Origin of the sequence: Mycobacterium sp., from assembly GCF_050701515.1 — a bacterium.
Taxonomy (GTDB): Bacteria; Actinomycetota; Actinomycetes; order Mycobacteriales; family Mycobacteriaceae; genus Mycobacterium.
The window spans coordinates 1-14,084 of record NZ_JBOGDB010000059.1 but is presented as its reverse complement, the minus strand read 5'-3'; the positions used below and the strand labels follow the sequence as shown (position 1 = coordinate 14,084).

Here is a 14,084-nt window from a genome sequence, read left to right as displayed (position 1 = left end):
GCCTTCGGGTAAGCGGAACACCCGGCAGCGGTAGGCCCGATGACTGCCCGATTGCGGCGGACCGTCGCGGTGATAGCGGCTGTCGCCGGCGTCCTCGGCTTGTCGTCCTGCTCGGGCAGCCCGGCCGACGAGATTCATTACGCGATCGACGGCACGTTGATCACGTACAACGTCAACTCCGTCGCAGGCGCCGCATCGGGCGGGCCGCAGGCATTCGCCCGCGTCCTCACCGGTTTCAACTACCACGGGCCGGACGGCCAGATCGTCGGCGACCATGACTTCGGCGCGATTTCGGTGGTCGGGCGGGCGCCGCTGGTGCTCGACTACCACATCAACGACAGGGCGGTGTACTCCGACGGCAAGCCCGTCGCCTGTGACGATTTGGTGCTGGCCTGGGCGTCGCAGTCCGGTCGGTTCCCGGGTTTCGACGCGGCCAGTCAAGCCGGATACCGCGACATCGCCGGCGTCGAGTGCGTGCCGGGGCAGAAGCGGGCGCGGGTGTCGTTCGCGGTGGACCGCGCCTTCGTCGAATTCGGGCAGTTGTTCGCGGCGACGTCGATGATGCCGTCGCACGTCATCTCCGACGCGCTCGGCTTGGGAGATGGCGGCGTCACTTCCGCCATCATCAACAACGACGTCGCGAATGTCGGACGCATCGCGCAGGCGTGGAACGACATCTGGAACCTCAGCCCGGAGGTTGACCTCAAACAATTCCCCTCATCGGGTCCCTACAAGCTGGAATCGGTCACCGAGGACGGCGCGGTCGTGCTCGTCGCGAACGACAAATGGTGGGGCGCCAAACCCGTCACCCACCGGGTCACCGTGTCACCGCGGAGCGCCGATGTCCAAGACCGCATCAACGACGGCAGCGTCGACGTCGTCGACGTCGCCGCCGGCTCATCGGGTGTGCTGAACATGCCCGACGACTACACCCAAACCTATACGCCCTCGGCGGGCATCCAGCAGCTGATCTTTGCGGCGCAGGGGCCGATGGCGGCCCCGCCGGCGCGCCGCGCGCTGGCATTGTGCACCCCGCGCGACGTGATCGCCCGGAACGCGGAGGTCCCGATCGCCAACTCGCGACTCAATCCGGCCAGCGAGGACGCGGTCGGCGCCGCCGAGGCGGCCGCGGAGGCCGGCCAGTTCACCGTCGCCAATCCCGACGCCGCCCGGGCCGCGCTGGGCGGGCAGCCGCTGGCCGTCCGCATCGGCTATCAGAGCCCGAACGCCCGGCTCGCCGCGACGGTCGGCGCGATCGCAAAATCGTGTGCGCCTGCCGGTATCGCCGTGCAGGATGTCGCCTCCGAATCCACCGGTCCGCTTACGCTGCGTAACAACGAAATCGACGTATTGCTGGCCAGCACCGGCGGGGCGACGGGCAGTGGTTCGTCCGGCTCATCGGTGATGGACGCCTACGGCCTGCACACCGGCAACGGCAACAACCTGTCCGGCTACTCCAACCCTCGCATCGACGGCATCATCGACACGCTCGCGCTGACCTCCGATCCCAAGGAGCTGTCGCGGCTGTTGGGTGAGGGCGGGCCGATCCTGTGGGCCGACATACCCACGCTGCCGTTGTACCGGCAGCAGCGCACGCTGATCGCATCGAACAAGACGTACGCCGTGAGCAGCAATCCGACCCGATGGGGCGCAGGGTGGAACATGGACCGGTGGGTACTGGCGAAATGAGCGACATCGAAGCGGTTATCCGGTCTCTGACCCGCGAAGTCGCCGACTTCCCCGAGCCGGGCATCCAGTTCAAGGATCTGACGCCGGTGTTGGCTGACGCTCATGGGCTGGCCGTCGTGACCGATGCGCTGGCCGAAATCGCTTCGGGTGCGGAGCTGGTCGCCGGTGTCGATGCCCGCGGCTTCCTGCTCGGCGGCGCCGTCGCCGCCAAGCTCGGGATCGGGGTGCTGGCCGTCCGTAAGGGCGGCAAGCTGCCGCCGCCGGTGCACAGCGAGACCTACAGCCTCGAATACGGCACGGCGACCCTCGAGATCCCCGCCGACGGCATCGAGCTGGCCGGGCGCGCCGTCGTGATCATCGACGACGTGCTGGCCACCGGCGGCACCCTCGCCGCGACGACGCGGCTGCTCAGCAAGGCGGGGGCGACGGTCTCCCGCGCCGCGGTGGTACTGGAGTTGGCCGCCCTGGGCGGCCGCGATCTGGTCGAACCGCCACCCGTCAGCAGCTTGCACACCTTCTGAAGCGATATCCTCGAAGTCTGGTGGAGGAGGTGACGATGGCTGACGACCAAGTCACGGATCAGGCCGTGCAATCGCCACCGGCGCCCGATGCGGCGTCGCCGGACACCGGGAAGACCTCCACCAGCGCATCCCGGCGGGTTCGCGCGCGGCTGGCGCGCCGAATGACCTCACGGGGCGGCGCCGTCAACCCGGTGCTCGAGCCGCTGGTCGCCGTGCACCGCGAGAACTACCCGAAGGCCGACCTGAGCCTGCTGCAGCGCGCCTACGAGGTCGCCGAGGAGCGGCACGCAACCCAGATGCGCCGATCCGGCGATCCGTACATCACCCATCCGCTGGCGGTCGCCAACATCCTGGCCGAGCTCGGCATGGACACCACCACACTGATCGCCGCGCTGCTGCACGACACCGTCGAGGACACCGGGTACACCCTGGATGCGTTGACCGAGGAATTCGGCACCGAGGTAGGCCACCTCGTCGACGGCGTCACCAAGCTGGACAAGGTCGCGCTCGGCACCGCCGCGGAGGGCGAGACCATCCGCAAGATGATCATCGCGATGGCCCGCGATTTCCGCGTGCTGGTGATCAAGGTTGCCGACCGGCTGCACAACATGCGAACCATGCGCTTCCTGCCGCCCGAGAAGCAAGCCCGCAAGGCCCGCGAGACCCTGGAAGTCATTGCGCCGCTTGCACATCGGCTGGGCATGGCCACGGTCAAGTGGGAACTGGAAGACCTGTCGTTCGCGATCCTGCACCCGAAGAAGTACGAGGAGATCGTGCGGCTTGTCGCCGATCGGGCGCCGTCGCGCGACACCTACCTGGCCAAGGTGCGTTCCGAAATTGTCACCACGCTGACCGCGATGAAGATCAACGCGGTGGTCGAGGGCAGGCCAAAGCACTACTGGTCGATCTACCAGAAGATGATCGTCAAGGGCCGCGACTTCGATGACATCCACGACCTGGTGGGCTTGCGGATCCTGTGCGACGAGATTCGCGACTGTTATGCCGCTGTCGGCGTTGTGCATTCGTTGTGGCAGCCGATTGCCGGGCGGTTCAAGGACTACATCGCCCAGCCGCGGTTCGGGGTCTACCAGTCGCTGCACACCACGGTCGTCGGGCCCGAGGGCAAGCCACTGGAGATCCAGATCCGCACCATGGATATGCACAAGACGGCGGAATACGGCATCGCCGCGCATTGGCGCTACAAGGAAGTCAAGGGCCGCAACGGCTTACCGACCGGCCACGCCGCCGCCGAGATCGACGACATGGCATGGATGCGCCAACTGCTGGACTGGCAGCGGGAGGCCGCCGACCCCAGCGAGTTCCTCGAGTCGCTGCGCTACGACCTTGCGGTGCAGGAGATCTTCGTGTTCACCCCGAAGGGGGACGTGATCACGCTGCCCACCGGCTCGACGCCGGTCGACTTCGCCTATGCGGTGCACACCGAGGTCGGTCACCGCTGCATCGGCGCCCGGGTCAACGGCCGGCTGGTGGCGCTGGAGCGCAAGCTGGAAAACGGTGAAGTCGTCGAGGTTTTCACGTCCAAGGCGCCGAACGCCGGGCCCTCGCGGGACTGGCAGCAGTTCGTGGTGTCGCCGCGGGCGAAGGCCAAGATCCGGCAGTGGTTCGCCAAGGAGCGCCGCGAGGAGGCGTTGGAATCCGGCAAGGACGGGATCGCGCGCGAGGTGCGGCGTGGCGGGCTTCCGTTGCAGCGCTTGATGAATGCCGAGTCGATGGCTGCACTGGCCCGCGAATTGCGCTACGCGGACGTGTCGGCGCTGTATACCGCCGTCGGCGAAGGCCACGTATCCGCGCGGCATGTGGTGCAGCGGCTGGTGGCCCAGCTCGGCGGCGACGACGAGGCCACCGATGAGCTGGCCGAGCGGTCGACTCCGACCACCATGGCGGTGCGCCAGCGCAGCACCGACGACGTCGGCGTCGCGGTGCCCGGTGCGCCCGGTGTGCTGACCAAGCTGGCCAAGTGCTGCACGCCGGTTCCCGGCGACGACATCATGGGCTTCGTCACCCGCGGCGGCGGGGTCAGTGTGCACCGCACCGACTGCACCAACGCGTCGTCGCTGCAACAGCAGGCCGAGCGGATCATCGACGTGAAATGGGCGCCGTCACCGTCATCGGTGTTCCTGGTGGCCATCCAGGTCGAGGCGCTCGACCGGCACCGGCTGCTGTCGGACGTGACGCGGGTACTCGCCGACGAGAAAGTGAACATCCTGTCGGCATCGGTGACCACGTCCAACGACCGGGTGGCGATCAGCCGCTTCACCTTCGAAATGGGCGACCCCAAGCATCTCGGCCACGTGCTCAGTTTGGTTCGCAACGTGGAAGGCGTCTACGACGTCTACCGCATCACCTCCGCGGCCTGAGCTCAGTCGAGCCGAATCGATTCGAACGTCACGTCGGTTGCCGGCTTGCCGTCGTCGCCCGCGCCGTCGACACCCGCGTCGGCGATCTTGTCGATGGTCGCGAGCCCGGTGGCGTCGATGGTGCCGAACGCGGTGTACGTCGGCGGCAGCATCGAGTCGGCGTAGACCAGGAAGAACTGGCTTCCGTTGGTCCCCGCTCCCGCATTCGCCATCGCCAGTGTGCCGCGCGGATACGTCACCGGAGTGTCCAGCGCCGGATCGGAGATCCGGTACTGGTTGGTGGGGTACTCGTTGGCGAACTGGTAGCCCGGACCGCCCGTGCCGGTGCCCGTCGGGTCGCCGCACTGCAGCACGCCGAGATCGGGCGTGGTGGTCAGCCGGTGACACGATGTGCCGTCGAAGTAGCCCTGCTGGGCCAGGCTGGCGAAGCTGTTGACGGTGCACGGCGCCTTTTCGTTGTCGAGCAGCAGCCCGATGTTGCCCTGGTTGGTGGCGACGCTCGCGCTGACCAGGGCCGGCTCGGTCGGCACCTTGCCGGCCCGCGGCGGCGTGTTGGGCTTGCTCGCCGGCTCGGTGGTGGCCGGATAGGTGCAGTTGGCGCCGAGATTGGCCGGCGGTTTGAACCGCGGAAGCTCGCCGTCTGGTGCCGGCGTCGCGGTGATGCCGGGAGAGCCGGGGCTCGGCTGCCGGCGGTTCTCCAGGTCACGCGCCAGCGCCATCATCAACACCGCGACCGCCACCACCGCCACGGCCGTCCCCACCGTGATCAGGTAGCCGATGACCAGGCCGGCCACGGCCAGCCCGTGGCCATCCTCGCCGGTGCGCTTGAGCTGCGACAGCGATATGTGGCCGAAGACGATGCCCAAGGGTGCGAACAGGAACGCACACACCAGCGACGCGATCGCCATGGCGTTGGTCGGCCGCGGCCGCGGATAGCCGTAATACGGGTCGACCTGCGGGGGATATGCGCCGTAGGGAGGCGGCGGAGTCGTCACGAGGCGTCAGTCCAGCAGGATCGACTTGACCTGGACGTCGGCCTTCGGCTTGCCGTCCTCGCCGCCGTCGGCGACGCCCTGCTCGGCGACCTTGTCCAGGGTGGCCAGGCCGGTCTCGTCGATGGTGCCGAACACCGTGTAGTCGGGTGGCAGTTGTGAGTCCTGGTACACCAGGAAGAACTGACTGCCGTTGTCATGTGCGCCCATGCTGTGCGCCATGGCTATGGTGCCGCGCGGGTAGGTCACCGGCTCCTGCAACGCAGGATCGTCGGGCTGGTACTGGTTGGTCGGGTACTCGTTGCCGAATTGGTAGCCCGGGCCGCCGGTGCCCGCACCCGTCGGGTCGCCGCACTGCAGCACCGACAGCGCCGCACTGGTGGTCAGCCGGTGGCAGGGGGTGTCGTTGAAATAGCCCTGCTGGGCCAGGCTGGCGAAGCTGTTCACCGTGCACGGCGCCTTGGCGTTGTCGAGCTGCAGGCCGATGTTGCCCTGGTTGGTGGCCATGCTCACGCTGACCTGTGCCGGGTCTGTCGGCACCTCGCCCGTTCGCGGCGGCGTGTTGGGCCTGCTGGCCGGAGTCGCCGCCGCCGGATACTGACAGTTCTTCCCGAGATCGGCGGGCGGGGCAAGCGGCGGCAGTTGACCGCTTGCCGGTTGCGCCGGCGCCGCCGGCGTGCTCGGCGGGGTGTTGGTGGCCGCGGCGGTGGTGCTGTCGTTGTCGCGGTTGGTGACGACCACAGCTGCCACCACGCCCGCGACCAGGACGATCGCGCCCAGCGTCGAGCCGATGATCGCGTACAGGCGTCGCCTGCGGGCCTGCGCGGCGCGTCGCTCCAGCTGCCGCTCCAGTTTGCGCTTCGCTGTTGCCCGCCGCTGTTCGTTGGTCGGCACCGCCGTGGTCCTCCTCGCGTGCTCGTCGGTCCGCAACGAGTGTGCCAGCCGTAGCTGAATGTGGGCCAAGAGCCCCTTGAGAAGCCGGGGTGGGAAACTGGACGTCGTGTTGATCACCGGGTTTCCGGCCGGGATGTTGGCCTGCAACTGCTATGTGCTCGCGCCGCGAGCCGGGGCGGACGCCATTGTCGTCGACCCCGGCCAGCGGGCGATGGGTCCGCTACGCCGGATTCTCGACGAGAACCGCCTCACGCCCGCGGCGGTGCTGCTGACGCACGGGCACATCGACCACATCTGGTCGGCGCAGAAGGTCGCCGACGCCTACGGCTGCCCGGCCTACATCCATCCCGAGGACCGGTTCATGCTCTCCGACCCGATCAAGGGCTTCGGGCCGCGGCTGGGCCAGATCGCCTTCGGCACGTTGTTCCGGGAGCCCAAGCAGGTGGTGGAGCTGGACTCCGACGGGCACAAGCTGGACATCGGCCAGACCAGCAACATCACCGTCGCGGTCGACCACACCCCGGGGCACACCCGCGGCTCGGTCGTCTTCCGCGTCCCGGGCGAGGACTCCGCCGACGTGGTGTTCACCGGTGACACGCTGTTCCGGCAGTCGGTCGGGCGCACCGACCTACCGGGCGGCAGCGGCCGGGATCTGCTGGGCTCGATCGTGACAAAACTGATGGTGCTCGACGACGACACCGTGGTACTACCGGGGCACGGCGAAAAGTCCACCATCGGACTCGAACGCCGCACCAACCCGTTCCTCGAAGGTTTGACCCTGTGACCGAATTCCAGGCCCCGAAGGGCGTGCCCGACTACCTTCCACCGGAGTCGGCGCAGTTCGTCGCGGTTCGCGACGGCCTGCTGGATGCCGCCCACCGCGCCGGGTACGCCGACATCGAGCTGCCCATCTTCGAGGACACCGCGCTGTTCGCCCGCGGGGTAGGGGAGTCCACCGATGTGGTCAGCAAGGAGATGTACACCTTCGCCGACCGCGGCGACCGCTCGGTGACGCTGCGGCCGGAGGGCACCGCCGGCGTGATCCGCGCGGCGATCGAGCATGGTTTGGACCGCGGCCCGTTGCCGGTCAAGCTCTGTTACGCAGGTCCGTTCTTCCGTTACGAGCGGCCGCAGGCCGGGCGCTACCGACAACTGCAGCAGGTCGGAGTGGAGGCGATCGGTGTCGACGACCCGGCGCTTGACGCCGAGGTGATCGCGGTCGCCGACGCCGGTTTCCGGGCGCTGGGTCTGGACGGCTTTCGGCTGGAGATCACCTCGCTGGGCGACGACAGTTGCCGGCCGCAGTACCGGGAACTGTTGCAGGACTACTTGTTCAAGCTCGACCTCGACGAGGACACCCGCCGGCGGGCGGAGTTCAACCCGCTGCGGGTGCTCGACGACAAGCGGCCGGCGGTACGTGCGCTGACTGCTGATGCCCCCGTCATGTTGGACCACCTCTCCGATGTCGCCAAGCAGCATTTCGACACCGTGCTGGCGCACTTGGACGCGCTCGGCGTGCCCTATGTGCTCAACCCGCGGATGGTACGAGGGTTGGACTACTACACCAAGACCACGTTCGAGTTCGTGCACGACGGTTTGGGTTCGCAGTCCGGAATCGGTGGCGGCGGCCGCTACGACGGGCTGATGCGCCGGCTCGGTGGAAAAGACTTGTCCGGTATCGGCTTCGGCCTTGGCGTCGACCGGACGATGCTGGCGCTGAAGGCCGAAGGCAAGACGGCGGGTCAGCCAACGCGGGTCGACGTGTTCGGCGTGCCGCTCGGCGAACAGGCCAAGGTGCGGCTGTCGGTGCTGGCCGCGGAGCTCCGGGCCGCTGGGGTGCGGGTGGATCTGGCCTATGGTGACCGTGGCCTGAAGGGCGCCATGCGGGCCGCCGACCGTTCCGGCGCGTCGCTCGCGCTGGTGGCCGGCGACCGCGACATCGAGGCCGGCACCATCGGCGTGAAGGATCTCGCGACCGGCGAGCAGGTAGACATTGCTGCCGACGCCGTTGTCGGCGAGGTACTTTCGCGGCTAGCGCGCTATCGAGCGCCCTGAATCGCCGCGGTCAGCAGCTCATCTACCGTGCCGACTCCACCGTCGAACGGGCTGCCTCGCTTGAGCACCAGTGTTCCGCCCGGGGTGACCGCGACCAGCTTCGGTGAGCTCGAACCTATTTGGAGCTTGCGGGCGAAGCGCACCTGATCCAGTTGCACCAAAGCGCCGCCCCGGTAGCTGAACAGCCCCAGCTTGCGGTCGATGACCGCAACCGGGCGGCAATCGTGCAATGGCCGGCTGCGATTACGACGAAACTTGCGCACCACGACGATAGTCAGTACCGCGAACACGAGGCCGACAGCCAAGAAGATCGCGCCCAGCGCCCGTGAGGGAACGCCTGCGATGAGCGCGACAGCACCGAAGCCGGCAACGACGATCGTGATCACGCCGAGGACGAACGCCAGTATCGACAGTGCGCCGGTACCTCGGTCGATGACCAGAACCCGACGGCCGTCGTCAGTGACAACAAGTCCGCCGGTATCGGCGAGTATCCGGGGCTCGGATGGCGTACTCATACCTGGAGCTTGCCACGGTTGCCTTAGCTGGGGGGCCGGGGCGCCCTGCACGCGGCGTAGCCCAGGTCGGCAATGCTCTCGATGAACCCATCATCGAGTGGTTCACCGGTAACCAGTAGACGGAAGTAGAGCGCGCTGAGCAGTGATTCGATCACCGGCGAATCCGCTGTCCGCGCATCGAGTTCGAGGCGTTCCGCCCAGAACCGTTTGGCTGCAGCGGCGATGGCGGGATTGCCGGGCGCCTCACCCGCGACAGCGCGGACGACCGCCTCGCCGGCGGGAGAGGTCTGGATCGCCGCCGAGCGGCGGGCCAGCTCCAGCAGGTCTTCTCGGAGCGAGCCGGTGTCGGGAACGGCGACGACGACCACCGGAGCCAAGACGGGTCAGCCGCGGACGCACGTCATGCTCGCTGTGCCCGACGGCGAACGGCTGATAATCATCGCGTCGAACTACGGTCGTCGCCACGAGGTTGTAGTACCAGGCGGGAAGCGCGAGAGCGCTTGTACCAACGCGGTATCGAGATATATCCGGGGTTTACCCACTACCGCCGTCGCGCCCACCGCACGATTCCGGTGCTCGCGCTCGAAACGAGTGATGGATAACTAGCCGGCGGTCACACGATCGTTGTGTTTGTAACGATCCGCTAGTGTCCGGCGATGTGCACGGTCAGTGGTTAGGAATTCGTCGACGGTAAGGTAGATCTACATGAGAAACGTGGCAGTCAGGTTCGGCGTGGGTGCGTTGATCGCCGCCGCTGGAGTTGTGCCTAGTCAAGCGGTTTCGAATGCGGAGCCCACCGGGCAGCAGGTCCGGTATACGCTCACCTCGACAGGCGCTGCGGATTTCAACCTCAACTATCTGACGGCTCAACCTCCGAGCAAGGAGGCCTATAACGCCGATGCGTACGCGTACCTGAAGAGCGAACAGCTGGTACTGCAGCCGGGTGTGCCATGGGTGTTCGAAACCACGCTCGAGGATCCGCAATGGGCGATCATCACCGCGAGCACCGGCGTGCACGCCATGCAGGGCTCGCCGAACCCACACTGCGAGATCGCGATCGACGGTCAGGTGGCGGTGCAGCAGGACGGTCCCTACACCGTGCATTGCCAGCTGAGCCGTTGGTGACTCACCCGGCGAAGATGTACACCCACGCACTGTCGCCTGAGCGCAGCGGCACCGCAATGCGGCGATAGTCGTCGACCTCGTACTCGTCGGCGGCGGCCAATTCGTCGGTGCTGATGGCGAATACCGTGCCCTCGACCGCGGCGTCCGGACGCTCGCTTGGCCGCAGGATCGGATGACGATCGCTACCGCTGGTTGCGATCACATGCGGGTCGGAGATGGTGACGTAGTTCAGGTCGAATCCGACGATGGCGTCCGGCCGACCGTCGAGTTCGCGGCCGAAGGTGCTCAATTGCACGTCGCGCTGACGCAGCGTGCCGTAGGAGAACAGCAGTTCCGTCACGCCGGACAGTTAAGCATCCGGTGAACGCACTCGCCGGACGAACTCGGCGACTGCGGCGCCGATCTCGTCGGGACTGTCCTCCTGGATGAAATGCGTGCCGGGAACGGTGACTTCGGTCTGATTCGGCCAGGTTCGGACGAAGTCACGAACCCGCCCGCGCGTGACGGCACCCGGGTTGGCGTTGACGAACAACTTGGGCACGTCGCTTTGCGCCAGCCAGTTGCCATACTCGCTGACCACGTCGACGACGTCGGCCGGCTCGCCCTCGATCGGGATGTTCCGCGGCCAGGACAACGTCGGCCGCCGGTCCTCGCCGGGATTGCGGAACGGTTGGCGGTAGTGGTCCATCTCGTCGTCGGAAAGCTTGCGCTGGATGGCCCCGGGCAGCACGGCTTCGACGAACAGGTTCTGTTCCAGCACCATCGCTTCGCCCCCCGGCGAGCGGAAGCCCTCGAACACGCCACGGACGGGATCGGGAAAGTCTGCCCAATCGATCGGCATCGCAATGGCTTCCATGTAGGCGATGCCGGCCACCCGGTCGCGGTGCCGGTTGGCCCACTCGAAGCCCAGTGCCGACCCCCAGTCGTGCAGCACCAACACCACCCGGTCGCCAAGGTCGAGAGCGTCCCACAGCGCGAACAAATAGTCGCGGTGTTCGGCGTAGTGGTAGCGGTCCGGCCCGGAGTCGTCGAGCTTGTCCGACCCACCCATGCCGATCAGATCGCATGCCACCAGCCGACCCAGGCCCTCGAGATGCGGCATGACGTTGCGCCACAGGTAGGACGATGTGGGGTTGCCGTGCTGAAAGACAATCGCCGGACCGTCGCCCTCGTCGACGTAGGCCATCCGTTTGCCGTTGATCTCCTTGTACCGCAACTGCCCATACGGTTTGCTTCCCGCCATCACGCCCTCCTAATTCGGTTGAGTGGCTGCAAGTTTGGCTGCCGCTTCGCCGGCGACCCGCAGGATCCGCGAAGAGAATTTCGGGTCGGCGACCGCCCGTGCCAGCGACATGCCGCCGACGCATATCGTCATCAGCGCGATGGCGTCGTCCAATCGGGCACCGTCGACGTCTCCAATATCACCGCCTCCGCAGATCGCGGCCAGTGACTTGCGCAGCTCGCCTTCGTAGCAGGCGCGGAAATGGTCGGAGCCGTGCGCGGCATCGGAGCTCAGGCTCGCGAAGCCGCAGCTGGTAGCCAGTTGGTCGCGGTGAGCGGGGGTGAGGTAGCGCTTCGCCAGGCCGGTCAGGCGCGCGCCCCACGATTCGCCGCGCATCGGCTTGATCCAGTGCGACCGGCCGGTGCCGATCGCGTGCGTGAAGGCGGCGCCGGCCAGCTCGTCCTTGGTGGCGAAGTGCGAATAGAACGAGCCGTGCGTGAGCCCGGCGTCGCGCATGACCGGGACGATCGCCGCGCCGGCCAGACCCTCCTCACGCAGCCGGCGGGCGGCCGCATCCAGGATGCGACCGCGCGATTCCCGCTTGCTGGTCGCTCGCTTGGTGGCCGAATTTCGCATGATTCGCATCATACTAGTCGCATGATGGACATCATGCGGGAATGCATTGCATGATCGGACTATGCCTCCGGACACCATGCGGGCCAGTGTGCTCACCGGGGTGGGCAGCCTGACCATCGAGAACCGGCCCATACCGTCGCCCGCGCCGCACCAGGTCCTCGTCGAGGTCGCGGCTGTCGGCGTCTGCGGTTCCGACGTCCACTATTACCGCTACGGCCGGATCGGCGACTACGTCGTCAGCGAGCCATTGATCCTCGGCCACGAACTTTCGGGACGCATCACCGCGGTCGGCGAACAGGTCGATTCCGGCCGCGTCGGCCAGCGAGTCGCCATCGAGCCCCAGCACCCCTGCCGGCGCTGCAAGCAGTGCACCTCGGGTCGCTACAACCTGTGCCCGCATATGAGGTTCTTCGCGACACCGCCGGTCGACGGCGCGCTGTGCCGGTTCGTCACCATCGACGCCGAAATGGCCCACCCGGTACCGGATTCCATGTCCGACGAAGCGGCCGCGCTGCTCGAGCCGCTGTCGGTGGCGATCGCCACCATGCGCAAGGCCGCGGCGGGGCCCGGCTCGAGCATCCTGATCGCCGGCGCGGGACCGATCGGCGTCATGTGTGCGCAAACCGCGCGGGCGTTCGGCGCCGGCCGAATCGTCGTCTCCGATCCGTTGCCCGCACGCCGCGAACGGGTGCTGCAATTCGGCGCCACCGAAGTGCTCGACCCGGCCGCCGACGACGTCGTCGCGCTTCATCCTCAGGTCGACGCGTTCGTCGACGCCAGCGGAGCCCCGCCCGCCGTCGTCAGCGGAGTCAAGGCGGTCGGACCCGCGGGCCGGGTGGTATTGGTCGGCATGGGTGCCGACGACTTCGGCCTGCCGATCTCCTACATCCAGAACATGGAGATCACGGTCACCGGGGTGTTCCGCTATACCGACACTTGGCCCACCGCAATTCATCTGGTGACGTCGGGAGCCGTCGACCTCGATTCACTCGTCACTGGGCGCTACGACCTCGACCATGTGGTCGACGCCCTCGACAGCGATTCTGACCCGGCGAGCCTCAAGTCGATCGTGGTGCCTTGACATTTCATCGAACAGTGTGCGGACCCCGCAGTTCGACGGCATCACGTTTCACGAGGTGCTGTGCAAGTCGGCCCTGAACAAGGTGCCCAATGCGGCGATGCTGCCCTTTCGATACACCGTCAACGGCTACCGCGGCTGCTCGCATGCCTGCCGGTACTGCTTCGCCCGGCCCACCCATGAGTACCTCGATCTGGACTGCGGCACCGACTTCGACACCCAGGTGGTGGTCAAGACCAACGTCGCCGAGGTGCTACGGCGGGAGGTGCAGCGGCGGTCGTGGCAGCGTGAAACCGTCGCGCTGGGTACCAACACCGATCCGTATCAGCGGGCCGAAGGCCGCTACGCGCTGATGCCCGGAATCATCAGTGCGCTGGCCGCAGGCCCGGCTCGGGCTGATCGCCGCGATCCGCGACGCCGGCGCCATCGGCGTGACGGTGTTGGGGCTGCATCTGCGCGGTTCCACCCGTGGCTGGTTCATGTCCTGGCTGTCGCGATCGCATCCGGAGCTGGTCGACGAATATCGGCGGCTGTACCGCCGCGGCGCATACCTACCGTCCGAATACCGAGACATGTTGGCCGACAGGGTGAGTCCGTTGGTGGAAAAGCATGGCTTGGCGCCGGACCGCCGATCGTTTCGCACCACAGAACTTCCGGCGGTCGCGCCCGTCGCCGAACCGCAGCCCACACTGTTCTAGTACTCTCAACCCGCCATGAGAAGGGTCCTAGGGCTCGCCACTCTCGCCGCTCTCGTCGCGTCGGCGTACGTCGCGCGCCGCTATGTGCGGACGCGGGACGCCCTGGCCGATGTGGCGCCGGAGCTTCGCAGTCCCGTTCTGCCATTGATTCCCGTTTCGTTCACCCCGCGCACGCTGCCGCTGGCTCGGCTCGGCTTCCGCCTGAGCACGAAGCCGGGGAGGGGCGTGACGATGACGCAACTCAATGTCGACGGCGAACCCGCGGTGCGTGTGCTCGCCAT

Annotated in this window: 15 protein-coding genes and 2 pseudogenes; 10 read left to right on the top strand and 7 right to left on the bottom strand. The window is 67.2% G+C overall.

Annotated elements, in window-relative coordinates; all coding sequences use genetic code 11:
• Positions 1 to 39 precede the first annotated feature (39 nt).
• Genes ACRDU5_RS05130 through ACRDU5_RS05120 form a run of 3 tightly spaced genes read left to right on the top strand, consistent with a single transcriptional unit; the run spans position 40 to position 4,588 of the window.
• Entirely contained in the window at positions 40 to 1,689 is a 1,650-nt protein-coding gene (locus ACRDU5_RS05130; protein ID WP_526613325.1) for an ABC transporter substrate-binding protein, read from the top strand.
• Positions 1,686 to 2,210 (top strand): adenine phosphoribosyltransferase, encoded by a 525-nt coding sequence (locus tag ACRDU5_RS05125; RefSeq protein ID WP_526613324.1) that lies wholly within the window; start codon positions 1,686 to 1,688, stop codon positions 2,208 to 2,210. Before ACRDU5_RS05130 ends, ACRDU5_RS05125 begins: the two co-directional genes overlap by 4 nt.
• A 35-nt stretch (positions 2,211 to 2,245) precedes the next feature.
• Entirely contained in the window at positions 2,246 to 4,588 is a 2,343-nt protein-coding gene (locus ACRDU5_RS05120) for a RelA/SpoT family protein (RefSeq protein WP_526613322.1), read from the top strand.
• 2 nt (positions 4,589 to 4,590) lie between these two features.
• Here ACRDU5_RS05120 and ACRDU5_RS05115 read toward each other — a convergent pair whose 3' ends face one another.
• A complete protein-coding gene (locus ACRDU5_RS05115) occupies positions 4,591 to 5,583 on the bottom strand; it encodes a peptidylprolyl isomerase (protein ID WP_526613320.1) in 993 nt (330 codons plus the stop codon).
• Between the two features lie 6 nt (positions 5,584 to 5,589).
• Positions 5,590 to 6,474, bottom strand: coding sequence for a peptidylprolyl isomerase (locus ACRDU5_RS05110; protein WP_526613318.1), 885 nt, complete (start codon positions 6,472 to 6,474; stop codon positions 5,590 to 5,592).
• A 106-nt stretch (positions 6,475 to 6,580) separates the two neighbouring features.
• Here ACRDU5_RS05110 and ACRDU5_RS05105 point away from each other — a divergent pair, with 106 nt between their 5' ends.
• Both ACRDU5_RS05105 and hisS read left to right on the top strand, forming a co-directional pair.
• Positions 6,581 to 7,258 (top strand): MBL fold metallo-hydrolase, encoded by a 678-nt coding sequence (locus ACRDU5_RS05105; RefSeq protein WP_526613317.1) that lies wholly within the window; start codon positions 6,581 to 6,583, stop codon positions 7,256 to 7,258.
• Entirely contained in the window at positions 7,255 to 8,529 is a 1,275-nt protein-coding gene (hisS, locus tag ACRDU5_RS05100; protein ID WP_526613315.1) for a histidine--tRNA ligase, read from the top strand. The genes ACRDU5_RS05105 and hisS overlap by 4 nt, the downstream gene beginning before the upstream one ends.
• Here hisS and ACRDU5_RS05095 read toward each other — a convergent pair.
• The gene (locus ACRDU5_RS05095) at positions 8,514 to 9,044 is read right to left on the bottom strand and encodes a hypothetical protein (RefSeq protein WP_526613314.1); all 531 of its coding nucleotides are present in this window, start codon (positions 9,042 to 9,044) and stop codon (positions 8,514 to 8,516) included. The two genes, hisS and ACRDU5_RS05095, sit on opposite strands and share 16 nt — an antisense overlap.
• Positions 9,045 to 9,067: 23 nt before the next feature.
• Positions 9,068 to 9,412, bottom strand: a complete 345-nt coding sequence (locus ACRDU5_RS05090; protein ID WP_526613327.1) for a TetR/AcrR family transcriptional regulator C-terminal ligand-binding domain-containing protein — start codon at positions 9,410 to 9,412, stop codon at positions 9,068 to 9,070.
• Between the two features lie 34 nt (positions 9,413 to 9,446).
• Between ACRDU5_RS05090 and ACRDU5_RS05085 the strand changes: the two genes are divergently transcribed.
• Together ACRDU5_RS05085 and ACRDU5_RS05080 are read left to right on the top strand one after the other, a co-directional pair.
• Positions 9,447 to 9,650 (top strand): hypothetical protein, encoded by a 204-nt coding sequence (locus ACRDU5_RS05085; RefSeq protein WP_526613312.1) that lies wholly within the window; start codon positions 9,447 to 9,449, stop codon positions 9,648 to 9,650.
• Between the two features lie 99 nt (positions 9,651 to 9,749).
• Positions 9,750 to 10,169, top strand: coding sequence for an Rv2576c family protein (locus ACRDU5_RS05080; protein WP_526613311.1), 420 nt, complete (start codon positions 9,750 to 9,752; stop codon positions 10,167 to 10,169).
• Position 10,170: 1 nt separating this feature from the next.
• Here the strand turns inward: ACRDU5_RS05080 and ACRDU5_RS05075 are convergent, their stop codons facing one another.
• From ACRDU5_RS05075 to ACRDU5_RS05065, 3 genes are read right to left on the bottom strand one after another with little or no spacing between them, the layout of a single operon-like run.
• Positions 10,171 to 10,509 (bottom strand): gamma-glutamylcyclotransferase family protein, encoded by a 339-nt coding sequence (locus tag ACRDU5_RS05075; RefSeq protein ID WP_526613309.1) that lies wholly within the window; start codon positions 10,507 to 10,509, stop codon positions 10,171 to 10,173.
• A 9-nt stretch (positions 10,510 to 10,518) separates the two neighbouring features.
• Positions 10,519 to 11,412 (bottom strand): haloalkane dehalogenase, encoded by an 894-nt coding sequence (locus ACRDU5_RS05070; RefSeq protein ID WP_526613308.1) that lies wholly within the window; start codon positions 11,410 to 11,412, stop codon positions 10,519 to 10,521.
• 9 nt (positions 11,413 to 11,421) lie between these two features.
• Positions 11,422 to 12,027: a TetR/AcrR family transcriptional regulator gene (locus ACRDU5_RS05065; protein ID WP_526613306.1), complete on the bottom strand. Its 606-nt coding sequence runs from the start codon at positions 12,025 to 12,027 to the stop codon at positions 11,422 to 11,424.
• A gap of 61 nt (positions 12,028 to 12,088) precedes the next feature.
• On the opposite strand from ACRDU5_RS05065, the gene ACRDU5_RS05060 reads away from it, so the two are divergent.
• The 3 genes and pseudogenes from ACRDU5_RS05060 to ACRDU5_RS05050 all read left to right on the top strand — a co-directional run.
• Positions 12,089 to 13,108: an NAD(P)-dependent alcohol dehydrogenase gene (locus ACRDU5_RS05060; RefSeq protein ID WP_526613305.1), complete on the top strand. Its 1,020-nt coding sequence runs from the start codon at positions 12,089 to 12,091 to the stop codon at positions 13,106 to 13,108.
• Between the two features lie 13 nt (positions 13,109 to 13,121).
• Positions 13,122 to 13,803 (top strand): annotated as a pseudogene (locus ACRDU5_RS05055) (radical SAM family protein); the annotation flags it as partial.
• A gap of 15 nt (positions 13,804 to 13,818) precedes the next feature.
• A pseudogene (locus ACRDU5_RS05050) lies at positions 13,819 to 14,084 on the top strand (alpha/beta hydrolase); the annotation flags it as partial.